This window comes from Enterobacter mori, from assembly GCF_025244905.1.
Lineage (GTDB): Bacteria > Pseudomonadota > Gammaproteobacteria > Enterobacterales > Enterobacteriaceae > Enterobacter > Enterobacter mori_A.
Window position 1 is genome coordinate 1,080,735 of sequence record NZ_CP104285.1, and the last position, 23,202, is coordinate 1,103,936.

Consider the following 23,202-nt stretch of genomic DNA (forward strand, 5'->3'; position numbering starts at 1 on the left):
CGTTGTGTTGCCCGGTGGCGCTGCGCTTACCGGGCCTACGGGTGCAAAATGTAGGCCGGGTAAGGCGTAGCCGCCACCCGGCTTTTTCTTTTACTCCCGTCGCGCAATATCCGCAAACTTCGCGTCCAGCATTTTCGCCAGATCGCCCGCGGCCAGTTCGATATCCAGCCCGCGTTTGCCACCAGAAATATAGATCGTCTCAAATTCTTGCGAAGGTGCATCGATAAGCGTCGGCAGCCGTTTTTTCTGCCCGAGCGGGCTGATCCCGCCCACCAGATATCCGGTAGTGCGTTGCGCAACCATCGGGTCCGCCATATCCACCTTTTTTGCCCCCAGCGCTTTGGCGACCTTTTTCAGATCCAGTTGCCCGGCGACGGGCGTGACCGCCACGGCGAGATGTTTCATATCACCGTTTACCGCCACCAGCAGCGTTTTATACACCTGGTCCGCGTTCAGTCCCAGCTTGCGCACGACTTCATCACCAAAATTGGTTTCATTCGGATCGTGATCGTAAGTATGGATCCGGAAAGAGATTTTGTTTTTTTCGAGTAATTTAACGGCGGGAGTCATAGCTATCCTTCTTACGACAGACATTTTATGTCAACAGCATACGCCTGACGTTTGTCTAAAAAATAGCACCATCTTGCGCAATAGTATTGGCAGTGATGGTCACTTTGAGCGACAATCGGCTCAGCCGAAGGTCTCCTTCGGTATAATAAAAACGATGAAATTCCTCTTTGACGGGCCAATAGAAATATTGGCCATTTTTTTATTTCAGCAGCGACGGCAGATTCCCTTCTCCATACAAATGCAGCGCGCCGACCGCGACGACATACCGCCCGGCAGGCAGGGCATGCAGCGTTTCTCGCCACGCCTGATTGCGCGCGTTCATCAGCACATCATACAGCGATTCACTGAACGTAGACGGCAACACAAGCTTACTGTCCGTCGGCGGAGCATCAAGCCACCAGCCAATCATGGTTTGCAGCAGACGAGCATTGGTGTGCCAGTGGGTCAGAGTGTCATCCAGCAGGATAAGACCGTCATCGGGAAGCTGCCGCAGTAGACCAATCTGGCTGTCCGTGCCTTCCAGTTCAATGATCGGGAGATTGCGCGCTCGTGCCGTATTCAGCAGCTGATAATCAATGCCGTAATCACCGCGCAGCCCCAGACGCTGCGCCTGCGTTGCCTGCAGCACCATGGCAATTTGCCAGAGCGGAAGGGTGTCCAGCATGGCGAGCGATACACCGGTTTCATCCGCGAGCCGCGTCAGTTCGGTAAGCTGTGCTTCGCTGAGACGTTCCGCAAGAGGACGATCGCTCTCCAGACCTGCAAAGGGGGATTCATGGCCCGAAATGTCCGCCTCGACGACCAGCGCGTCGGCATTCTTCAGCAGTTTTATCAGGCCAGCGGGCAGCGGGGACATATCCTGCGTGCCCATATGGATGCTTCCTACCAGGTGCAGGTGTTGCCCGCCCGGAAGTGAGATATCCATACCGGGCCAGGCATAACGTCGGGGAAAGAGGGCGCGAAACGATGCTTTTATACGATTAAACAGACTCATACGCGCTCCATGACCGAAAGGATCATGCTAGCGCGTACGAGAACAAGGTTCAATCTTTCGGTTTAAACCGCAGCAGACGGTTGGCGTTGCTCACCACGGTAATGGAGGAGAGCGCCATTGCCGCACCCGCAACCACCGGATTCAGCAGCGCGCCCGTCAGCGGCCATAAAATCCCGGCTGCAATCGGAATGCCGAGCGAGTTGTAGATAAACGCCCCCAGCAGGTTCTGCTTCATGTTGCGCAACGTGGCTTTCGAAATGGCCAGCGCGTCCGCAACGCCCATCAGGCTGTGGCGCATCAGGGTAATGGCCGCCGTTTCAATCGCGACATCGCTCCCGCCGCCCATGGCAATACCCACTTCTGCCTGCGCCAGCGCCGGTGCGTCGTTGATACCGTCACCGATCATGGCCACCTGACGGCCCTGGCTCTGCAGGTTCTTGATGGCATCCGCTTTGCCGTCCGGCAGCACGCCCGCAATGACTTCATCAATACCCGCCTCTTTGGCGATGGCGTTGGCCGTTGTTGGATTATCCCCGGTCAGCATCACCAGACGATAGCCCGCACGGTGCAGACGTTTTAATGCATCCACGCTGTCCTGGCGCAGAGGATCGCGCACCGACAGCATGGCGACGGCTTTATCGTCTACAGCGAGCAGGACGGGCGTTGCGCCCTGTGATGCCTGAGCAATCAGTTCGCCTTCCAGCGATGAAGTATCAATACCGTTCTCATTCAGCAGTGCCTGATTCCCCAGCAGCAGCGTGTGGCCGTCGGCTTCACCGCTCACGCCGAGCCCGCGCAGGGTGCGGAAGTTACTGACCTGCGGCAGGGTAGCGTCACTGGCTTTATCGAGAATGGCGCGGGCCAGCGGGTGGCTGGACCCTTGCTCCAGCGCGGCGGCGAGACGCAGCGCGTCAGCCTCTGAGAAGCCAAGGGTATGCACCGCCACGACCTGCGGTTTCCCTTCGGTCAGCGTACCGGTTTTGTCAAAGACCAGCGTGTCCAGGGTACTCGCACGCTGCAGGGCATCGGCATCACGCACCAGCACGCCAAACTCGGCGGCGCGTCCGACGCCGGAGATGATCGACATCGGCGTCGCAAGACCAAGGGCGCACGGACAGGCGATGATGAGCACCGTGGTGGCAATCACCAGGGTATAGACGATTTGCGGTGCTGGTCCAAAGAAATACCAGATTGCCGCGCTCAGCAGGGCAATACAGACCACTACCGGGACAAAAACGGCGGAGATTTTATCGGCAAGTTTGCCGATTTCGGGTTTACTGCTCTGTGCCTGGCGCACCATGCGGATAATGCGTGACAGCGTGGTGTGGCTGCCGACCGCGCTGGCGCGGAACAGCACGCTGCCGTCCTGGACGACCGTGCCTGCGTGCACGTTATCGTCCTGGGATTTTTGTTGCGGGATCGGTTCCCCGGTCAGCATGGCCTCATCGAACCAGGCTTCGCCCTGGAGAATTGCGCCGTCAACCGGAACGCGATCGCCCGTCGTCAGGCGCAGCGTCATGCCGGGCTGCACGTCAGCCAGCGGGACGCTTTTTTCACCCTCGTCGGTGACCACGCGGGCCGTCGGCGGGGTCAAATCAAGCAATCTTTCCAGCGCCTTCGAGGAGCGCTGACGGGCGCGGGCTTCCAGCATATGGCCCAGGTTGATCAGACCGATAATCATCGCGCTCGCTTCGTAATAGAGATGCCGCGCCTCCATCGGGAACCACTGCGGCCAGACGTTCACGCTCATGGAATAGAGCCACGCCGCGCCGGTCCCGAGCGCAACCAGCGTATCCATCGTCGCGGTACGGTTTTTCAGGCTCTTCCAGGCGCTGGTATAGAAATGCCCGCCTGCAAAGACCATCACGGCGAGCGTGATCGCACCAATCCCCAGCCACAGCGTGCGGTTGTCGTCAGTGACCATCATGTTGTCACCGATCATGCCCCACACCATCACCGGGATACCCACCAGCAGCGCGACAATCGCCTGCCAGCGGAAGCGTTTCATGGTGGCGACAGCCGTTTCCTGCTGGCGTTCGCGGCGTTTGATGTCATCTTCAATTGCTTCCGCGCCGTAGCCCGCTTTCTCTACGGCCTGGACTAAATTTGCGGCGGAGGCGCTGCCCATCACCAGCGCAGTGCGCTCCGCGAGGTTTACCCGTGCCTGTACGACGCCCGGTACGGCCTGCAATGCATTTTGTACCCGGGAGACGCAGCTGGCGCAGCTCATGCCGTTGATCAGCAGCTGTTGGCTGTCATCAATATCATCCGCTACCGGAAGCTCAGGAGTGGCCGCTGTCAGTGCTTCCGACGGGGATGATGACTCTGCCAGCGGTTTAGCCTTTGGGTGGCTTAACTCCGCCCCGTAACCGGCCTGCTTGATGGTATCGATCAGCGCATCCGCGCTGGCGCTGCCGGTCACGGCGGCATGATCGATCGTCACGTCAGCGCTTTCAACATCAGGACGCTGTTCCAGGCTTTCTTTAACGCGTTTGACACAGTGGCCGCAGGAGAGGCCGTCCAGCGTCAGGTCGATAGTGTGAGACATAACAAAACTCCCGTATAATGTTCTGGTCAATTGTTGACCTTCACTCTGCTTTTCGCTAACTGTTATGAAGGTTAAACCTTCCATCAAGGGGAAGGTCAAGGGGGAAATGTGAATATCAGTGACGTTGCGAAAAAAACCGGCTTAACTAGCAAAGCGATCCGCTTTTATGAAGAGAAAGGGCTGGTCACGCCGCCGCTGCGCAGTGAAAACGGCTACCGCAGCTACACGCAGCTGCATCTTGATGAACTGACGCTGCTGCGCCAGGCAAGACAGGTGGGGTTTAATCTGGAAGAGTGCGGCGAGCTGGTTAACTTGTTTAACGATCCAAAGCGCCACAGCGCCGATGTGAAAAAGCGTACGCTGGAAAAAGTGGCGGAGATTGAACGCCACATTGTAGAACTGCAGGCGATGCGCGAACAACTTCTGGGGCTGGCGGACTCATGCCCGGGCGATGACAGCGCCGATTGCCCGATTATCGACAACCTTGCTGGCTGCTGTCACCGTAAGGCGCATGCTTAACAGGCTTTCACCCGCAGGGTAATGCCTTCCACCGCAATGACCTCGACCTGCGTGCCGGCGCTGAGGTCATCGTCGGCCACCACCGGCCACGAGCTGTCGCCCACCCGCATGTGCCCGCGCCCGTTCACCAGTGCGGTGTCGAGCGTAAACCGTTTGCCGACAATCTGCTGCCCGCGCTGATTAAGATGGGCGTCTGCCGGTTTCTGCTCTTTCACCTGCCGATTCAGCCAGCGCCACCACAGCCACGCGGCCACCAGCGTGAGTACCGCAAACAGTGCGCCCTGCCACTCCCAGCCGACAGGCAACAGCCAGACGACCAGCCCGGTAATGACAGCGGCAACGCCGCTCCAGAGCAGGTAGCCGTTACCGCCCAGCATCTCCGCCGCCAGCAGTAAGCCACCGAGGCTTAGCCAGAAGGCATGAGGATGTGCAACGATCAGCTCAATCATTTTTTACGCTCGTTTCCGCTGTCTTTGATCAGCTCGGCAATACCGGCAATCGACCCCATCAGGCTGCTGGCATCCAGCGGCATCATCACCACTTTGCTGTTGTTCGCGGAGCCGATCTCTTTCAGCGCATCGGTATATTTTTGCGCGACGAAGTAGTTCACGGCCTGGATATCACCGGCGGCAATCGCCTCGGACACCATTTGCGTCGCACGGGCTTCCGCTTCTGCCGAACGTTCGCGCGCTTCCGCCTGTAAAAATGCGGACTGACGATCGCCCTCGGCTTTCAGGATTTGCGACTGTTTTTCTCCTTCCGCTTTCAGGATCTCGGCCTGACGCACCCCTTCGGCTTCAAGAATATAGGCGCGCTTGGTACGCTCGGCCTTCATCTGCGCGTTCATGGAAGCGATCAGTTCAGCCGGTGGGCGCACGTCGCGGATCTCAATACGGGTGACTTTGATCCCCCACGGATTCGTCGCTTCATCGACAATGTGCAGCAGGCGGGTATTGATGCTGTCGCGCTGGGAGAGCATTTCGTCCAGCTCCATGGAGCCGAGCACGGTACGGATGTTGGTCATCGTCAGGTTGACGATAGCCAGCTCCAGGTTGCTCACTTCATAGGCCGCTTTAGGCGCATCAATCACCTGAATAAAGCAGACGGCATCAATGGTGACGTTGGCGTTGTCTTTAGAGATGATCTCCTGGGAAGGAATATCCAGCACCTGCTCCATCATGTTGATCTTACGACCAATGCGGTCCATGAAGGGGACAATCAGGCTGAGGCCCGGCTGCAGCGTGTTGGTATAGCGGCCGAAGCGCTCTACGGTCCACTGATAACCCTGAGGAACAATTTTGACGCCTGCGCCCACAATGACCAGCGCAACAAAAATAAGGACGGGAACAACGATGAGCATAAAACCTCCTGTTTTGAATGCTGTGATGAGAAAACTGCGTGTTTATTGTTCGTAAGTATAGGTAAAGTCAGAAATGAAGCCATCACCCGCAGCGGCAATCGCTTTGGATAATCCCTGATAGTAATTCGCCAGGCCAACCGTCTCTATCTGCTGAATGTGTTCGCGGATCGGGGCGCAGAACAAAACCGCATTTCCCGCTTCAACACGTTTGTTGTTTGGCGGGAGATCCCCGGTAATGGCTTTAAACCAGGTTCGGATACCTTGTTTTAAGTTATGTGGCGCTTTTGCCATGTTATCCATTCCGGTCAGAACCTGCAGCGTTGGGAACTCATCGGCCAGTACGGCGGTTTTCATACGCGCAAAGAACTGGCTAAACAATTCAAACGATCCCAGGTCGGTCACGCGCGGTTTGGTGGTTTTGCCGTTTTTATTACCGATTTTACCCGCCTTTGACGCAGCTGCCGAAACCGCATTCGCTTTTTCCAGTTCCAGCCCGAATAACAAATTACAGTGCGCACGGCGCGCTTTCAGCGGGTAGGACATCAGCACGTCAATGAACTGGGTTGCTTTTACATCAGCAAGATCGTGGTTAATAAGCCATTGGGTACGAGAAAATTCAGCCGGAGAGACGAACCAGCTGGGCACGTCGTTGAAGCGTTTCGACTTTCCCTTGCCATCAAATTCAAGGAAGTGGGTGCCATTGTCGAAGGCGAAATAGCAATTTTTGAAACTGCCTATCGTGGTATTCACGATGAGAGCCTTTTTAACAAAATCGACAACTTCTGCACCGATGACAAAACTTGTGAGTTCCGAAGATTTGATGACTTCCATTAATGTTTCGACATCGGGAACACCAGGCTTCAGGGAAGGGAACTCATAAAAGATATGTGTCATGCTGCTTACTTCCTGTAGTGATAGGGTGACAATTAGCGTGCGAAAAGTTTAACACTCGCCATAGATTAAGGCTATTCGCACAGTGCAGTTGAAAGGATTATGCTACAGGCAGTAATGACAAAAATCTGTTAACGGAAGCGAAATGAACGATCTAAAAAAACTTTTGCATATCAGGGATGTTGGATTCAGGGTGGGGGGAAACACGATCCTTCGACATGTCGATTTTTGTCTTTCACCGGGCGAATTCAAACTGATCGCCGGTCCGTCAGGCTGTGGCAAAAGTACGTTGCTGAAAATAGTGGCTTCGCTGTTGAGCCCAACGGAGGGAGCAATACTTTTTGAAGGGAAGGATATTGCCACACTTTCACCAGAACGCTATCGGCAGCAAGTCTCTTATTGCGTGCAAACGCCAACGCTTTTTGGCGATACGGTTTATGACAACCTGATTTTCCCGTGGAAAATCCGCAGCAAAACCCCAGAGCCGGAAAAGTTTATCACCGATTTGGCGCAATTTGGCCTGCCGCCGGAGACCCTGACGAAATCCATTAACACCTTGTCCGGAGGGGAAAAACAGCGCGTGTCGCTGATCCGCAACCTGCAGTTCTTGCCGAAGGTGTTGCTTCTCGACGAGATCACCAGCGCGCTGGATGACGCGAACAAACGCAACGTCAACGACATTATTCATCGCTACACCCGCGAGCAGAATATTGCCGTGCTGTGGGTAACGCATGATTCAAACGAAATAAGCCATGCGGATGATGTCATTACCCTTCAACCACAGGGCGGAAAAATGCAGGAGGCAGACCGTGGGTGAACATAATATTACCAATGAATCCCTGGCGTTTTCGATGGTGCTGGTATTGATTGCGATTGTGGTCAGCTACCGGGAAAAGCTAGGGCTGGAAAAAGACATTCTGTGGAGTATTTGCCGCGCGGTGATTCAGCTCATCATCGTTGGCTATGTGCTGAAGTACATTTTCAACGTCAACCATGCGGTACTGACCCTGCTGATGGTGCTGTTTATCTGCTTCAATGCCGCGTGGAATGCGCAAAAGCGCAGCAAGTATATCGATAAAGCATTCATCTCTTCGTATATCGCCATCACGACCGGTACGGCGCTCACGCTGGCGGTTCTGGTGCTGTCGGGTTCCATTGAATTCACACCCATGCAGGTGATCCCGATTTCCGGCATGATTGCGGGGAACGCCATGGTTGCCGTGGGGCTGTGTTACAACAACCTCGGACAGCGTTTCAGCAGTGAACAGCAGCAGTTACAGGAGAAATTAAGCCTGGGGGCGACGCCTAAAGTAGCCTCGGCGCGGCTGATTCGTGAGAGCATTCGCTCGTCGCTGATCCCAACGGTAGATTCAGCCAAAACCGTGGGGCTGGTGAGTCTGCCGGGGATGATGTCGGGGCTGATATTTGCGGGGATCGATCCGGTAAAAGCGATTAAGTATCAGATTATGGTGACCTTTATGCTGCTCTCTACGGCAAGCCTGTCGACCATTATTGCCTGCTATTTAACCTACCGGAAGTTTTACAACTCGCGTCACCAACTGGTGGTGACGCAGTTGAAAAGGTCGGAATAAACCCTCTTTAGTAGGCCCGGTAAGCGTGAGCGCCACCGGGCATTTTTTATTAGTAGAGCAACGCGTACAGCTGACGACGATACTTCGACGCCAGTGCGTCACCGGTGCCAAGCGCGGCCAGGATCTCCTGGAACATCTTGCGCGCCTGGCCGTCTGCGGCGGCCAGATCTTTTTGCAGATGGCTGAACAGCAGTTCCAGCGCCTCTTCATTACGCCCCACCTGGTGCAACTGCAGCGCCAGCTGGCTTGCCAGCGCGGCATCGGCCGGATTGTCGGCAACCTGTTGCTGCAGCTGCTGAATTTCCGGGGTGTCCGCCGCCTGTTTCAGCAGTTCGATCTGCGCAACCAGTCCCTGATAGCGGGTGTCCTGATCCTGCATCGGGATAGTCTTCAGCACGGCTTCCGCGTCTTCTGAACGGTGCAGGGCGATCTGCGTTTCCGCCAGCAGCAGGCCAATCTGGCTGTTCTGATTCGACAGCTGCCACGCGTCTTTAAGCAGCGGCAGCGCCTCGTCGTATTTGCCTTCCTGCATCAGCGCCATGCCCTCCTGCGCTTTCAGCTCTTCTTCGCGCGGCAGCACTTTATCCAGCAGGGCGCGGATCGCCTCTTCCGGCTGCGGCCCCTGGAAGCCATCAACAGGCTGTCCGTTCTGGAACAGATAGACGGTTGGAATGGCGCGCAGGCCAAACTGAGACGCCACCATCGGCTCCGCGTCACAGTCCAGCTTAGCGAGAATGAACTGACCATTGTATTGCGCGGCAAGGCTCTCCAGTACCGGCGTCAGCTGCAGACAGTGTTGGCTGCGTTCAGACCAGAAGTAGAACAGCACCGGCGTGGTCATCGACTGTTCCAGCGTCTGTTGCAGGTTTGCTTCAGTAATATTGACGATATTCTGTACGGACATGCGGCTTTCTCTTTTGTCGGTTTGTTCTTTACATGGGGATGAGCGGCGACGCTTCAACTCAGCCGTGTAAAATTTTGTCCATCACCCGGCCCGGCAGAAGGCGTTTTAGCCAGCCAACGGCATGGGTCACCAGCGTGACCGGATAACGCACTTTGGGGTTATCGCTCTCAAAAGCATGGCGCACTTTGGCGACAACCGCTTCAGGACCTAACGTAAAGCGTGCGGCAATGCCGGGGTTTTCGACCGGTTTGTCCGACTGGGTCTGGTTGACGTTTTCGGTGAAGCGGGTGCGGATTGGGCCGGGTTCAATCAGGCTGACCTTGATGCCGCTGTGGCGTAGCTCCATGCGCAGGGCATCGGACCACGCCTCCAGCGCATATTTGCTTGCAGCGTAGGCACCGCGGCCCGGGGTGGAAATCAGCCCCATTACCGAGGAGGTCATGACGATGCGTCCTTCTCCGTGCGGCAGCATGGCGGGAAGCAGGCGCATGGTGAGCTGATGTACGCCGAAAAAGTTCGCGGAAAACTGTTGTTCAAGCTGTTCGCGCGTGATGCTCTCCAGCGGGCCGTACACGCCGAAGCCAGCATTATTGAACAGGCCGAACAGACGGTTATCGGTCAGGGCGATGACCTCATCCGCCGCGCGTTCAACGCTTTCCGGTGAGTCCAGATCCAGCAACACGCCGGTGAAGCCCATGCCGTTCATGCGTTCAACATCTTCAGGTTTGCGGCAGGCCGCCAGCACCCGAAATCCCTGACGCTTCAACTCGAGGGCGCTTTCAAGGCCAATTCCGCTGGAACATCCTGTTATTAAGACCGATTTTTGCATAACTTTACCTGTCAGGAACTCCGCTGAATTACGAGTCATGTTTAACTAAAGGAGCCAGCCGGGTTGCCATCCAGTCGGCAATAAACGACTGTGCATCGCGATTGGGATGAATACCGTCGTCTTGCATCCATTGGGGTTTCAGATAGACCTCTTCCATGAAAAATGGCAGTAGGGGAATATCAAACTCTTTGGCAAGCTTAGGGTAGATCGCGCTAAAGGCTTCATTATACCGACGGCCGTAGTTAGCCGGCAGGCGAATTTGCATCAGCAACGGCTGGGCGTTCGCCGCTTTGATCTCCTGCAAAATGGTACGCAGGGTTTGCTCGGTTTGCTGAGGCTGGAAGCCGCGCAGGCCATCATTACCCCCCAGTTCGACCAGCACCCAGCGCGGCTGATGCTGTTTGAGTAGCGCGGGAAGGCGCGAAAGCCCCTGCTGTGAGGTATCGCCGCTGATGCTGCCGTTGACGACGGACGTTTGGGTCTGCCATTTGTCATTGAGTAATGCGGGCCAGGCCGCGCTGGCCGCCATGCGATAGCCTGCGCTCAGGCTGTCGCCCAGAATCAGTAACGTGTCCGCAGCCGCCGCGCGGAAGGTCATCAGAATCAAAAAAAGGAAGGGCAAATGCCAGCGGAAAACAGTGTTGAAGTTCATCGTCTTAAGAAGTCCGTCGGTCAGGGAGAACACGAGCTGTCCATCCTCACCGGAGTTGAACTCGTTGTCAAACGCGCCGAAACCATCGCGCTGATCGGTGAATCCGGCTCAGGGAAGTCCACGCTGCTGGCAATTCTGGCCGGGCTGGATGACGGCAGCAGTGGGGAGGTCCACCTGGTCGGGCAGCCGTTGCACCAGCTGGATGAAGAAGCGCGCGCCGCGTTGCGCGCTCGCCATATCGGCTTTGTCTTCCAGTCCTTCATGCTGATCCCGACGCTGAACGCGCTGGAAAACGTTGAGCTGCCGGGGCTGCTGCGCGGTGAAAATACCCGTGAAAGTCGCGAACACGCCAAAGCCCTGCTGGAACAGCTGGGGCTGGGCAAACGCCTTGACCACCTCCCGGCACAGCTTTCGGGCGGTGAGCAGCAGCGCGTGGCGCTGGCGCGCGCGTTTAACGGTCGCCCGGAAGTGCTGTTTGCCGATGAACCCACCGGTAACCTTGATCGTAAAACCGGGGACAAGATTGCCGATCTGCTGTTTTCGCTCAACCGTGAACACGGCACCACGCTGATTCTGGTGACGCACGATCCGCAGCTGGCCGCCCGCTGCGACCGCCGCCTGCGCCTGGTAAACGGTATTCTTCAGGAGGAAGCATGATTGCCCGCTGGTTCTGGCGCGAGTGGCGCTCGCCCTCGCTGCTGATTGTCTGGCTGGCGTTAAGCCTGGCGGTGGCCTGCGTGCTGGCGCTCGGCAGCGTCAGTGACCGTATGGAAAAAGGGCTCAGCCAGCAAAGCCGGGAATTTATGGCGGGGGACAGGGCGCTGCAAAGTTCGCGCGCGGTTCCGCCTGGCTGGATTGAAGAAGCGCGCAAAATTGGGCTGAAGGTGGGCGAGCAGATAAGCTTCCAGACCATGACCTTCGCAGGCGACACGCCGCAGCTGGCCAGCGTCAAAGCCGTCGATGATATCTACCCGATGTACGGTGAACTGGAGACCCGTCCGGCGGGATTAACACCCGCGCCAGGCACGGTACTGCTGGCACCGCGTCTGATGGCGCTGCTGAACCTGAAAACGGGTGACAGCATCGACGTCGGCGACGCGACGCTCAGGATTGCGGGAGAAGTGGTACAGGAGCCGGATTCCGGCTTTAACCCGTTCCAGCTTGCGCCGCGTTTGATGATGAATACCGCTGACGTGGCGAAAACCAACGCCGTGCAGCCGGGCAGCCGCGTCACCTGGCGCTACAAGTTTGGCGGCACGCCTGCGCAGCTTGATACGTATGAAAAATGGCTCCTGCCGCAGCTTAAGCCGGAGCACCGCTGGTACGGGCTGGAGCAGGACGAAGGGGCGCTCGGCAAATCCCTTGAACGTTCTCAGCAGTTCCTGTTGCTCTCGGCGCTGTTAACCCTGCTGCTGGCCATTGCGGCGGTTGCCGTGGCGATGGGGCACTACTGCCGCAGCCGCTACGACCTGGTGGCGATCCTCAAAACCCTCGGCGCGGGCCGGGCGCAGCTGCGCAAGCTGATCGTCGGCCAGTGGCTGATGGTGCTGGCGCTGTCTGCCATCACCGGTGGGGCCATCGGGCTGCTGTTTGAGAAGCTGCTGATGGTGCTGCTAAAGCCGGTGCTGCCTGCCGCACTGCCGCCCGCCAGCCTCTGGCCGTGGCTATGGGCAATCGGCGCGATGACGGTGATTTCGCTGCTGGTAGGGCTACGCCCGTACCGGCTGCTGCTCGCGACGCAGCCGCTGCGCGTGCTGCGTCAGGACGTGGTCGCCAGCGTCTGTCCGCTGAAGTTTTATCTGCCGGTCATTTTTGCCGTGGCGGTTGGGCTGCTGGCCTGGCTGATGGGGGGCAGCACGCTGCTGTGGGCCGTGCTGGCGGGGGCTGTGGTGCTGGCGCTGCTGTGCGGCGTGTTGGGCTGGCTGTTGCTCAACGTGCTGAGAAGGCTGACGGTCAAGTCGTTGCCCGTGAGGCTGGCGGTCAACCGTCTGCTGCATCAGCCGTGGTCCACGCTCAGCCAGCTGTCGGCGTTTTCGCTGTCGTTTATGCTGCTGGCGCTGCTTTTAGTGCTGCGTGGCGATCTGCTGGATCGCTGGCAGCAGCAGCTTCCGCCGGAAAGCCCGAACTATTTCCTGATCAACATTGCCCCCGAACAGGTGACGTCGCTGAAGGGCTTCCTGTCGGAGCATCACATTATTCCTGAGTCGTTTTATCCCATCGTTCGCGCGCGCCTGACGCAGATCAACGGCCAGCCGACGGAGGGAAATAAAGATGAGTCGCTTAACCGCGAGCTGAACCTGACCTGGCAGGATAAACGTCCTGACCATAACCCGATTACTGCCGGAACCTGGCCGCCGAAAGCGGGGGAGGTATCGATGGAAGAGGGGCTGGCGACGCGCCTGAACGTGAAGCTCGGGGACAGCGTGACGTTTACCGGTGATACGCAGGACTTCAGCGCCAAAGTGACCAGCCTGCGCAAGGTGGACTGGGAGAGCCTGCGACCGAACTTCTTCTTCATCTTCCCGGCAGGTGCGCTGGACGGTCAGCCGCAGAGCTGGCTCACCAGCTTCCGCTGGGAGAACGGTAACGGCATGCTGACCCAGCTTAACCGGGAATTCCCGACGGTCAGCCTGCTGGATATCGGCGCGATCCTGAAGCAGGTTGGGCAGGTGCTGGAGCAGGTGAGCCGCGCGCTGGAGGTGATGGTGGTGCTGGTGACAATCTGCGGCGTCCTGCTGTTGCTGGCGCAGGTGCAGGTTGGCATGCGCCAGCGCCATCAGGAACTGGTGGTCTATCGCACGCTGGGTGCCAGCAAGCGCCTGTTACGCGCCACGCTCTGGAGTGAGTTTGCCCTGCTGGGGCTGGTGGCCGGTCTGGTGGCGGCGATAGGCGCGGAGACCGCGCTGGCGGTGCTGCAGACAAAGGTGTTCGACTTCCCGTGGGAGCCTGACTGGCGGCTGTGGTTGACGCTGCCCCTCTGCGGCGCAGTGCTGCTTTCACTCTGTGGCGGCTGGCTCGGTACGCGGTTATTAAAAGGCAAAGCGCTGTTCCGCCAGTTTGCGAGTTAGTTCACTTACGTGATGATTGTGCACCGGTTTATATGCTGGTGCGCAATCACTTAATAGCACAAAACGATAATAACCACTTGTTTAGTGGCACAAAACATTAAAAACCCACCGACACAGCCCGCTTATTTCCAGTTAATATTCACCTGCTAAATATTTAGCGGCGTGTCTATCAAGGAAAAATAATGACAATAAAAAAATCAGCGCTGGCGGTAACGATCGGCGCAGCAGTGGCATTGACGTCCTTCGCTTCTCAGGCGGAAATCACGGTTCTTAAGCAAGACCCACAGGCAGGCAACCCGCTGAGCCGCCTGAACTTCACCGTTGGCGGCAGTATTCGTCCGCAGTTCCAGAACATGACCGGCGACGACGGTAAAAACAGCTATAAGCGTAACGGCTTTGACGGCGGCACCCGCTTCCGTTTCGCGGCAGATTACTACCTGTTCGATGACATCAGCTGGATCAGCTACTACGAGCTGGGTGTGAACATTCCGGCGCAGTTCAACTGGGATAACCACTACGCCGATGGTGCGCACGACACGTCTCGTCGTATGCTCTATACCGGTCTGAAGAGCGACACCTGGGGTACGCTGACCTTCGGTCAACAGAACAGCGTTTACTATGATGTGGTGGGCGCGAAAACCGATATCTGGGACTACGACATGATCGGCCAGGCACCGGGCAACGGCATCAACGGCGACTACGACGGTTCTTATCGCTCACGCCAGATGCTGAAATATAAGAAAACCGTGGGCGATGCAGACATCTACGCCTCTTACCTGTTTGAAGACAGCGAATACCTGCCGGGTAACGGCCTGCGCTACAAGCGTAAAGGCGGCGGCTCGCTCGGTCTGGATTATCACCTGACTACCGATCTGACCTGGGGCGCAGCGTGGAACTACACCCGCGCGGACATGCGTAACCCGGACAACGGCGACAGCAAATCCTACGACCAGAATATTGTCGGTACCGCGCTGAGCTGGACGCCGGACAACTGGACTTTCTCCGCTGGCGGCGGCTGGTACCAAAACTTCCTGACCACCAAAAAAGTGTCGGTTAACGACTACTTCGCCGGTGATGCATGGGGTATTGAATACTTTGCGGGCTACACGTTCCCAATCGGTCAGTATGCGGTGAAATCCATCCAGCCTTACTTCATGGGCGACCGCATTGAGTACGTGAACGGCCGTAACTACCAGCGCATCGACAACGGCGTGGGTATCAGCTTCCAGCTGGATTACGGTTTCCGCGTGGATTACGAACACGTGTTCACTTCCAGCACCGACAACCTGGGCGACATGAACCTGGTGCGTCTGCGTTACGACTTCTAAGCGGTCTGTTCCCCGGTGGCGCTGCGCTTACCGGGGCTACAAAAGCGCATGTAGATACTGTTATGCCACGCAAGCATTTTCCTGATGCAACGTGACATCGAACGGGCGTCCTGACTTCAGGACGCCATACGCCACCTGCGCCAGCTTACGCATCATCGCTCCGATTATCAGCTTCGCTCCCTTACCGTTCTTTTCCAGACGCGCCCTGAATCCTTTTCCCCACTCCGTTTTGTACAGCGCCACCATCGCGGGCATATACAGCGCCCGGCGAAGCGAGACATGGCCAGCCTTACTCATCCTGCTTGCCCTGTTTACGCTGCTTCCGGATTCATGTTGCCGCGGTGTCAGCCCTGCGAACGCCGCGAACTGCCGCGCCTGCCCGAACCTGTCCTTCAGTCCCACATACGCCAGCAGCACGGCGGACGTCTTTTCACCGATACCCGGTATGCTGTCCAGCAGTTTTCGCCGGTGCTTCAGGTCCGGGTCGTCATCCGTCAGGTCCTTTATCTGTTTCTCCAGCCGCTTCAGCTCCGCTTCCAGCCACAGAAGGTGCGCATCAATGCTCGGCATCTGCACCTCCCGCGCCGTCTCACGGCGGTTCAGCTCCTGCGTGTGCATGTCCGTCAGGGACTGATGCCGCAGTACCAGCGCCCGCAACGCGCGCTCCACCGGATGCGGTGCCTCCCAGGCTGCCGGACGCTTCTGCCGGCAGAACTCTGCCAGCATACGGGCATCCACGGCATCGGTTTTACTGCGCAGGCCTTCGCTCTGCGCAAAGGCTTTACCCAGAGCCGGGTTGATGATGGATACGGTGAAACCGGCATCGCTGAGGGAAGCCGCGACGTCTTCCATATAGGTGCTGGTCGCCTCCATGCAGATGTGGGCCGGAGCCACATTATGGCTGCGGAGCCACCTGAGCAGCTCCTCGTGACCTTTAGGGGTGTTAGTAAACTTTTTGCTGCGGTGACGGCCATCAGGTCGCAACACATCGACATCCAGCTTAGCTTTGGAGACATCGATACCAATAAAGTGAAGTTCCTGTTCCATAGTGAAACCAACCTTGTGAATGCGGATTACCGGGAAAACCGGTCCATGATACTGTCCGGTTTGTCACTTGTGGAGAAGGGGCAGTCCACTGCAGGGATCTACAACACAGGCTCGAGGCCTAAGGCCGGGTACGGCATGTGGACTGCCTGACAGAAAGAACTGGCCGGTTCTTTCTGTACGGGAGGATAATACAAGGCCGGGTAAGGCGTAGCCGCCACCCGGCTTTTTTCAGCGATTAAGCCACTCGGCAACGTCTTCAAACGTCCCGCGATACACAATCTTCTCCGCTTTTTTCTCCAGCTGATAGCCGTACATCGGGTCGTAATAGTCGTTCAGGAGCGGCACAAGCCAGCGGAAGTGCGCGTCCGTGCTGCCAGAGCGTTGCTGTTCCAACAGCGCGGAATCTAACAGAGCGGTGAATTCTGCATACCGCTGTAGCCCAAGACGGCGGCGAATGGCGAACAGGCCGTGGTGCAGATACGCGCTGTACTCCTTCCAGCCCGCTTCTTCACCGTAGGTAGCTGAAAAATCCGCCCACATATGGTCGAAATACTCTTCGCGCAGGCGCTCAAGACGAATTTCAAACGGATCTTCTACCACGACGATAGGCGCTTCAACCATGCGGTCGCGCAGGCACTCCGGCAGGTGGTTGGACCCAATCATCCGGCCTTCATCTTCCAGCACCCAGCGTGCGGCATCTTTCTTTAGCAGCTCGACGGCAAGGTGATTTTCAAAGCTGGCCTGGGACAGCTGCGGCGTGAGCGTACGGCCAAATGACGAACCGCGGTGGTGCGCCAGCCCTTCCAGATCAATGCCCTGTGCGTGCTGCTTCACCAGCAGGGTTTTACCGTTTCCGGTACAACCGCCGATAAGCACCATCGGCTTTTGTGACTGCTCGATGGTCACCTGAATCGCCGTCTGACGCAGGGCCTTATAGCCACCGCGGATCAGCGGGTAGTCGATGCCCGACTCTTTTAGCCAGGCCTGCGAGATATGTGAGCGCTGGCCGCCGCGCGCGCAGCAAAGATAGCCCTCAGGATGGGCAAGGCTGGCCTCGCGCCAGGCGTTGATGCGCGCCTCACGCGTGACGCCGTTCACCAGACGATGGCCGAGCGCCAGCGCTGCCTCGGGGCCCTGGCGTTTGTAGCAGGTGCCGACGGCGGCGCGCTCGTCGTCGTTCATTAAGGGCAGGTTAACTGCCGCAGGCATCGCGCCCTGGGCAAATTCGATCGGCGCGCGAACGTCGATTAAAGGGGTATCGGACGCGAGGATCGCGCGATAGTCCGTTCCATCGTTCATGGTGATTCCAGAAGAAAACTGAGCTGCAATGGGCGGGGATTGTACGCCGGGGAAGGGGAAGGTCAACTCCCCGGCGGGGATACTTACTTCAGTTTTGACTGCGCCCAGACAATGCCGCTCGCATATTCCGGCGGCAGGAGAGGGATCATGGCTTCCAGGGTGGCGCTCAGGCGGTCCGTGTCGCTGTCGTTCAGGTTCAGGTGACCGACCTTACGACCCGCGCGAACCTCTTTGTCATACCAGTGCAGATGCACCAGCGGCAGCTTCAGCCAGTCGTAGTTCAGATCGGTGCCGATCAGGTTGATCATCACCGACGGGCTGTTCACCACCGGCTGCGGCAGCGGCAGGTCGGTAATCGCGCGCAGATGCAGTTCGAACTGGCTGATGGACGCGCCGTTTTGCGTCCAGTGGCCGCTGTTGTGTACGCGCGGCGCAAGTTCGTTGATCAGCAGGCCGGACGGGGTGATAAAGCACTCCATCGCCATCACGCCGACATAGCCCAGTTCGTGCATGATGGCAGAGAGCATCTCTTCTGCCTGCGCCTGCTGGTCAGCATTGGCGTGCGGGAAGGCCACGCTGGTGCGCAGAATGCCGTCCTGATGAAGGTTATGCGTTAGTGGATAAAAAACGGTGTGCCCGTCATGCCCGCGCGCGCCCACCAGCGACACTTCGCCGCTGAAATTGATGCCCTGCTCAACGATGCACTCGCCGTAGCAGTCGTCCGGCAGCTCGGCGGTGTCGTCTGCGCGCAGGCGCCACTGGCCGCGGCCGTCGTAGCCGCCCACGCGACGCTTCACGATCGCCAGATCGCCCAGCATGGCGAAGACGTCATTCCACTCGCTTTTATCGGACAACAGCTGCCACGGCGCGGTCGGCAGACCGAGCTTGTCGAACAGCTGCTTTTGCGTCAGACGGTCGGCAATGATCGGGAACACGTCGCGGTTAACGAAAGCGTTGTGACGCGCCAGCTCGCGGGTCAGAGCGGTCTCCGGCCAGCGTTCAATCTCGGCGGTGATCACGCTCTGGTGAAACGGCACGGCTTCCGGTTCATCGTCCAGCCCGACGGGCCAGACGGCAATACCCAGCGGCTCACCGGCCTGACGCAGCATGCGGCCTAACTGGCCGTTACCGAGGACGCAGACCTGCTTCATGCCGCACCCCGCGGGTCCGGATTGTCCAGCACTTCGTCAGTCTGGGCTTTACGCCAGTCCGCCAGACGCTGATGCAATGCTTTATCGTGTGTCGCAAGAATTTGCGCTGCCAGCAGGGCTGCATTCGCCGCACCCGCTTTGCCAATCGCCAGCGTGCCGACAGGAATACCGCGCGGCATCTGGACGATGGAGTAGAGGCTATCCACGCCGCTTAACGCGGCGCTTTGTACCGGGACGCCCAGAACCGGCACCAGGGTTTTGGCGGCAATCATGCCCGGCAGATGTGCTGCGCCGCCCGCACCGGCGATGATCACCTCGTAACCATTCTCTTCGGCACTTTCGGCGAAGCTGAACAGTTTGTCCGGTGTACGGTGCGCGGAGACCACTTCAACGTGGTGCGGAACATTCAGGATTTCAAAGATTTCGGCGGCGAACTGCATGGTAGCCCAGTCGCTTTTGGACCCCATCACGATGGCGACACGCGCCGGATTATTGCGGGAAGACATGCGTCTTAAAACTCCTGTGGTGCGAAACACACTGCTTTCGAGGGCACAGAGAATAGCATGTTATACGGGCAAGGAAAACGGTTGCGCGGTTAAATCTTGAGCCGTTGTTGCCATCAATTCATAACAAAACAGACCGCGTTCTGGCGGTCTGTTTTCGTCAATCGGCAATGATTATTTAGTCAGTTGTGCGGTCATGTAAACGCGGTTGTCGACCTTCGCGCTCGTGATTTTATAAGAGGCACCCTGTTCGGCGGCCTGGGCAGCAATTTTCGCTTCTGCGCGATCAAGGGTAGAGGCGGTTGCGCTCACGCTCTGCGCGAAAGAACCGAAAGAAATCAGGGAGAGGGCAGCAACTGCAACGAAAGTTTTGATGGATTTCATGGTCGTATTCCTTAAGTGTTTTGTCTGGAGTGGGGCGTGTTGCCCTGATGTGATAAATAATAGACTGACCACGGGCTGATTAAAATCGAAACAATTTGCCGATATCATTCAAAAAAATAGAATGAATTGTGAGGAGAGATTAAAACGGAAACGCGATCAGCTCCACGCCTTCGGGCGTGACTTTGACCATGGAGCCTTCGGCGTGCCACGCGCCCAATACCACGCGATGGGCCGGTTCGCCGTTGGCGATAAGGGAATGCACGTCAGGACGATGGGTATGACCGTGGATGAGCCACTGAACGCGATGCTTTTCCATCACGTTCACGACCGCCTGCGGGTTGACGTCCATGATGGTCATGGATTTGCTGCTGTTGGCGGCTTTACTGCCTGCGCGCATTTTGGCGGCGATGCGGTTGCGGATAAACAGCGGCAGGGCGAGGAACAGTGTCTGGATCCACGGAATATGGACTTTGGCGCGAAACGCCAGGTAGCCGGTATCGTCAGTGCAGAGCGTGTCGCCGTGCATGATCAGGACGTTGCGGCCATAGAGGTCGAGCACCTGCTCTTCCGGCAGCAGCGTCATGCCGCTTTCGCGGGCGTAGCGCTGGCCTATCAGGAAATCACGGTTGCCGTGAATGAAGTAGCAGGGAACGCCGGAATCTACCAGCGCGTGAATGGCGGCAGCCATTTCACGGTGCAGCGGGTTAGGATCGTCGTCGCCAATCCAGGCTTCAAACAGGTCGCCCAGGATGTACAGCGCATCGGCGCTTTTGGCTTCACCGCGTAAAAAACGCAGAAAACCGGCGGTGATCGCCGGTTCTTCCGTTTGCAGATGCAGATCCGCAATAAAGAGTGTCGCCACGAATTACTCGCTGACGGTCACGCTTGTAATCACTACGTCTTCTTTAGGAACGTCCTGGTGCATACCGCTTCGGCCAGTAGAGACGGCTTTGATCTTGTCAACCACGTCCATACCTTCAACCACTTCTGCGAATACGCAGTAGCCCCAACCCTGCAGGCTTTCGCCGGAGAAGTTCAGGAAGTCGTTGTCAGCCACGTTGATGAAGAACTGCGCGGTTGCAGAGTGTGGTGCCTGAGTACGGGCCATCGCCAGCGTACCACGGGTGTTTTTCAGACCGTTGTTCGCTTCGTTTTTGATCGCTTCTTTGGTCTCTTTCTGGTTCATGCCAGGTTCAAAACCGCCGCCCTGGATCATAAAGCCGTTGATCACGCGGTGGAAAATGGTGTTGTTGTAGAAACCTTCGCGGCAGTAGTCCAGGAAGTTTTTAACTGTTTCAGGCGCTTTGTCATCAAAGGTCTTGATTACGATATCGCCATGATTAGTGTGGAAAGTAACCATTTTTGCATCCTGTTCCGTTATTGTGGTACGTCGACCCGCGTTCGGGTCATCTATAGGGGCTTGTTATAGCATAACCACAGGATGCGATCACCTTGCATTGTGTGCTGCTTCGGGTTTGAATTACGGGTAGAATACCCGGTTTTCGTCCACACACGTGTTTACATGGAATCTTCGATGTTAAAAATCTTTAATACAATGACGCGCCAAAAAGAGGAATTTAAACCTATCCATGCCGGGGAAGTCGGCATGTACGTGTGTGGTATTACGGTTTACGATCTCTGTCATATCGGCCATGGCCGTACCTTTGTCGCCTTCGACGTGGTTTCTCGTTACCTGCGTTTTTTGGGCTATAACCTCAAGTACGTGCGCAATATCACCGACATTGACGACAAAATCATCAAGCGCGCTAATGAAAACGGCGAAAGCTTTGTGGCGCTGGTGGACCGTATGATCGTTGAAATGCACAAAGATTTCGACGCTTTAAATATTCTGCGCCCGGACAGCGAGCCGCGCGCGACGCACCATATTCATGAAATTATCGACATCACCGAGAAGCTGATCGCACGCGGTCACGCCTATGTAGCGGACAACGGCGACGTGATGTTCTCCGTCCCGACGGACCCAACCTACGGCGCGCTCTCTCGCCAGGATCTGGACCAGCTGCAGGCCGGTGCGCGCGTTGACGTGGTTGACGTGAAGCGTAACCCGATGGACTTCGTGCTGTGGAAGATGTCCAAAGAGGGCGAACCAAGCTGGCCATCGCCATGGGGCGAAGGCCGACCAGGCTGGCACATTGAATGTTCAGCAATGAACTGCAAACAGCTGGGCAAACACTTCGACATTCATGGCGGCGGTTCGGATCTGATGTTCCCGCACCACGAAAACGAAATCGCGCAGTCCACCTGCGCCCACGGTGGCGAGTACGTGAACTACTGGATGCACTCCGGGATGGTAATGGTTGACCGCGAGAAGATGTCTAAATCGCTGGGCAACTTCTTCACCGTGCGCGACGTGCTGAAGTATTACGACGCGGAAACCGTGCGCTACTTCCTGATGTCCGGCCACTATCGCAGCCAGCTGAACTACAGTGAAGAGAACCTGAAACAGGCGCGCTCGGCGCTGGAGCGTCTGTACACCGCGCTGCGCGGTACCGATAAGTCTGTTTCTGCCGCAGGCGGTGAAGCGTTCGAAGCGCGCTTCGTTGAGGTGATGAACGACGACTTTAACACCCCAGAAGCCTACTCCGTGCTGTTCGACATGGCGCGCGAAGTGAACCGCCTGAAGTCAGAAGATATGGCCGCGGCGAATGCGCTGGCGTCCCATCTGCGTAAGCTCTCTTCCGTGCTCGGTCTGCTGGAGCAGGAGCCGGACGTGTTCCTGCAGAGCGGTGCGCAGGCGGACGACGGTGAAGTGGCGGAAATTGAAGCGTTGATCAAAGCGCGTCTGGAAGCGCGTCAGGCAAAAGACTGGGCGGCGGCGGATGCGGCGCGCAACCGTCTGACCGAGATGGGCATCATTCTGGAAGACGGCCCGCAGGGAACGACCTGGCGTCGTAAGTAAGTCCGTAATGCCCGGTGGTGCTTACGCTTACCGGGCCTACCACATCACGACCGTAGGCCGGGTAAGGCGTAGCCGCCACCCGGCTTTTCTTTTACCTCCGCCTCCACCACAGCAACCCCATCAGCACTATCCCCGGCAGCCACACCCACAGCAGTTCCGAGATAATGACCTGATGCCCGTACGGCGTGGTGTAGCGAGACAGCGCAAACGGCGCGACCTTAATGACCTGCCACGGCGCAAAGAAACGTTCATCCGACCACGGCCACAGCCAGCCGACGCCTTTCCCGCCCGTGGTGATCGAATCCAGCAGGCTATGCGACAACAGCGAGACGGTTAAAAACAGCCAGCACCGCGTCAGGCTGGCCCGGAACCATCGTCGTCCAATCAGCACGCACAGTATCGGCACCGCAAAGGCAAACAGAAGCGAATGGGTAAAGCCGCGATGGCCAAAAATATTCCCGTAGGCGACGCCGAATTTAAACGCCAGCACGTCAGCGTCGGGCAGCATGGCGAGGAGAATTCCGGCAAACAGCAGGCGCGGAGGGATGACTTTAGTTCCCAGACCTAAGCCCAGGCAAAGCGGAACAGCGGCGTGCGTAATAACGGTAGGCATTGCGATTATCCATGGCAAATCATGGAAATA

General features: G+C 57.3%; 24 protein-coding genes. 7 read left to right on the forward strand and 17 right to left on the reverse strand.

Features of this window, described 5'->3' with window-relative positions:
* Nucleotides 1-90: 90 nt before the first annotated feature.
* The 3 genes from ybaK to copA form a co-directional block, all read right to left on the reverse strand.
* Entirely contained in the window at nt 91-570 is a 480-nt protein-coding gene (ybaK, locus tag N2K86_RS05090) for a Cys-tRNA(Pro)/Cys-tRNA(Cys) deacylase YbaK (protein WP_006809837.1), read from the reverse strand.
* Nucleotides 571-769: 199 nt separating this feature from the next.
* A complete protein-coding gene (locus tag N2K86_RS05095) occupies nt 770-1,564 on the reverse strand; it encodes a TraB/GumN family protein (RefSeq protein WP_010428208.1) in 795 nt (264 codons plus the stop codon).
* A 49-nt stretch (nt 1,565-1,613) separates the two neighbouring features.
* Nucleotides 1,614-4,112: a copper-exporting P-type ATPase CopA gene (gene copA / locus N2K86_RS05100; RefSeq protein WP_260660688.1), complete on the reverse strand. Its 2,499-nt coding sequence runs from the start codon at nt 4,110-4,112 to the stop codon at nt 1,614-1,616.
* Nucleotides 4,113-4,220: 108 nt separating this feature from the next.
* Between copA and cueR the strand changes: the two genes are divergently transcribed.
* Nucleotides 4,221-4,631 carry a Cu(I)-responsive transcriptional regulator gene (gene cueR / locus N2K86_RS05105; RefSeq protein WP_010428217.1) on the forward strand — a complete coding sequence of 137 codons (411 nt, stop codon included), beginning with the start codon at nt 4,221-4,223 and terminating at the stop codon, nt 4,629-4,631.
* Here the strand turns inward: cueR and N2K86_RS05110 are convergent.
* The 3 genes from N2K86_RS05110 to N2K86_RS05120 are packed head-to-tail and all read right to left on the reverse strand — an operon-like array spanning nt 4,628 to nt 6,885.
* Nucleotides 4,628-5,080, reverse strand: coding sequence for an NfeD family protein (locus N2K86_RS05110; RefSeq protein ID WP_260660689.1), 453 nt, complete (start codon nt 5,078-5,080; stop codon nt 4,628-4,630). The two genes, cueR and N2K86_RS05110, sit on opposite strands and share 4 nt — an antisense overlap.
* On the reverse strand, nt 5,077-5,991 hold the full coding sequence (locus N2K86_RS05115) for an SPFH domain-containing protein (protein ID WP_042715719.1): 915 nt from the start codon (nt 5,989-5,991) through the stop codon (nt 5,077-5,079). Before N2K86_RS05115 ends, N2K86_RS05110 begins: the two co-directional genes overlap by 4 nt.
* Nucleotides 5,992-6,033: 42 nt before the next feature.
* Nucleotides 6,034-6,885: a hypothetical protein gene (locus N2K86_RS05120; protein WP_260660690.1), complete on the reverse strand. Its 852-nt coding sequence runs from the start codon at nt 6,883-6,885 to the stop codon at nt 6,034-6,036.
* 142 nt (nt 6,886-7,027) lie between these two features.
* Here N2K86_RS05120 and fetA point away from each other — a divergent pair, with 142 nt between their 5' ends.
* Complete coding sequence (gene fetA / locus N2K86_RS05125; protein ID WP_260660691.1) at nt 7,028-7,699, forward strand: iron efflux ABC transporter ATP-binding subunit FetA; 672 nt, start codon at nt 7,028-7,030, stop codon at nt 7,697-7,699.
* Nucleotides 7,692-8,474, forward strand: a complete 783-nt coding sequence (gene fetB, locus N2K86_RS05130) for an iron efflux ABC transporter permease subunit FetB (protein WP_260660692.1) — start codon at nt 7,692-7,694, stop codon at nt 8,472-8,474. Before fetA ends, fetB begins: the two co-directional genes overlap by 8 nt.
* 49 nt (nt 8,475-8,523) lie before the next feature.
* Here fetB and N2K86_RS05135 read toward each other — a convergent pair whose 3' ends face one another.
* From N2K86_RS05135 to tesA, 3 genes are read right to left on the reverse strand one after another with little or no spacing between them, the layout of a single operon-like run.
* A complete protein-coding gene (locus N2K86_RS05135; protein WP_260660693.1) occupies nt 8,524-9,378 on the reverse strand; it encodes a co-chaperone YbbN in 855 nt (284 codons plus the stop codon).
* A gap of 58 nt (nt 9,379-9,436) precedes the next feature.
* Nucleotides 9,437-10,246, reverse strand: a complete 810-nt coding sequence (locus tag N2K86_RS05140; RefSeq protein ID WP_260660694.1) for an SDR family oxidoreductase — start codon at nt 10,244-10,246, stop codon at nt 9,437-9,439.
* Entirely contained in the window at nt 10,236-10,859 is a 624-nt protein-coding gene (tesA, locus tag N2K86_RS05145) for a multifunctional acyl-CoA thioesterase I/protease I/lysophospholipase L1 (protein ID WP_260660695.1), read from the reverse strand. Before tesA ends, N2K86_RS05140 begins: the two co-directional genes overlap by 11 nt.
* Between tesA and ybbA the strand changes: the two genes are divergently transcribed.
* From ybbA to N2K86_RS05160, 3 genes are all read left to right on the forward strand, one after another.
* Nucleotides 10,830-11,516, forward strand: a complete 687-nt coding sequence (ybbA, locus tag N2K86_RS05150) for a putative ABC transporter ATP-binding protein YbbA (protein WP_010428235.1) — start codon at nt 10,830-10,832, stop codon at nt 11,514-11,516. The genes tesA and ybbA overlap by 30 nt on opposite strands.
* Nucleotides 11,513-13,927, forward strand: a complete 2,415-nt coding sequence (ybbP, locus tag N2K86_RS05155) for a putative ABC transporter permease subunit YbbP (RefSeq protein ID WP_260660696.1) — start codon at nt 11,513-11,515, stop codon at nt 13,925-13,927. Before ybbA ends, ybbP begins: the two co-directional genes overlap by 4 nt.
* 182 nt (nt 13,928-14,109) lie before the next feature.
* The gene (locus N2K86_RS05160; protein WP_260660697.1) at nt 14,110-15,255 is read left to right on the forward strand and encodes a porin; all 1,146 of its coding nucleotides are present in this window, start codon (nt 14,110-14,112) and stop codon (nt 15,253-15,255) included.
* 60 nt (nt 15,256-15,315) lie between these two features.
* Here N2K86_RS05160 and N2K86_RS05165 read toward each other — a convergent pair whose 3' ends face one another.
* From N2K86_RS05165 to ppiB, 7 genes are all read right to left on the reverse strand, one after another.
* Nucleotides 15,316-16,302, reverse strand: a complete 987-nt coding sequence (locus N2K86_RS05165) for an IS110 family transposase (protein ID WP_260658920.1) — start codon at nt 16,300-16,302, stop codon at nt 15,316-15,318.
* Nucleotides 16,303-16,530: 228 nt separating this feature from the next.
* A complete protein-coding gene (gene mnmH, locus N2K86_RS05170; RefSeq protein ID WP_260660698.1) occupies nt 16,531-17,601 on the reverse strand; it encodes a tRNA 2-selenouridine(34) synthase MnmH in 1,071 nt (356 codons plus the stop codon).
* Nucleotides 17,602-17,684: 83 nt separating this feature from the next.
* Nucleotides 17,685-18,752 (reverse strand): 5-(carboxyamino)imidazole ribonucleotide synthase, encoded by a 1,068-nt coding sequence (purK, locus tag N2K86_RS05175; protein WP_260660699.1) that lies wholly within the window; start codon nt 18,750-18,752, stop codon nt 17,685-17,687.
* Entirely contained in the window at nt 18,749-19,258 is a 510-nt protein-coding gene (purE, locus tag N2K86_RS05180; RefSeq protein ID WP_182274008.1) for a 5-(carboxyamino)imidazole ribonucleotide mutase, read from the reverse strand. The genes purK and purE overlap by 4 nt, the downstream gene beginning before the upstream one ends.
* A 171-nt stretch (nt 19,259-19,429) precedes the next feature.
* Nucleotides 19,430-19,639, reverse strand: coding sequence for a YdgH/BhsA/McbA-like domain containing protein (locus N2K86_RS05185; RefSeq protein ID WP_260660700.1), 210 nt, complete (start codon nt 19,637-19,639; stop codon nt 19,430-19,432).
* Nucleotides 19,640-19,778: 139 nt separating this feature from the next.
* Nucleotides 19,779-20,501: a UDP-2,3-diacylglucosamine diphosphatase gene (lpxH, locus tag N2K86_RS05190; protein ID WP_260660701.1), complete on the reverse strand. Its 723-nt coding sequence runs from the start codon at nt 20,499-20,501 to the stop codon at nt 19,779-19,781.
* A gap of 3 nt (nt 20,502-20,504) precedes the next feature.
* Nucleotides 20,505-20,999, reverse strand: a complete 495-nt coding sequence (gene ppiB, locus N2K86_RS05195; protein ID WP_010428247.1) for a peptidylprolyl isomerase B — start codon at nt 20,997-20,999, stop codon at nt 20,505-20,507.
* Between the two features lie 174 nt (nt 21,000-21,173).
* On the opposite strand from ppiB, the gene cysS reads away from it, so the two are divergent.
* Nucleotides 21,174-22,559, forward strand: coding sequence for a cysteine--tRNA ligase (gene cysS, locus N2K86_RS05200; protein ID WP_260660702.1), 1,386 nt, complete (start codon nt 21,174-21,176; stop codon nt 22,557-22,559).
* Between the two features lie 91 nt (nt 22,560-22,650).
* Here cysS and N2K86_RS05205 read toward each other — a convergent pair whose 3' ends face one another.
* Complete coding sequence (locus tag N2K86_RS05205; RefSeq protein WP_260660703.1) at nt 22,651-23,172, reverse strand: metal-dependent hydrolase; 522 nt, start codon at nt 23,170-23,172, stop codon at nt 22,651-22,653.
* Nucleotides 23,173-23,202 lie beyond the last annotated feature (30 nt).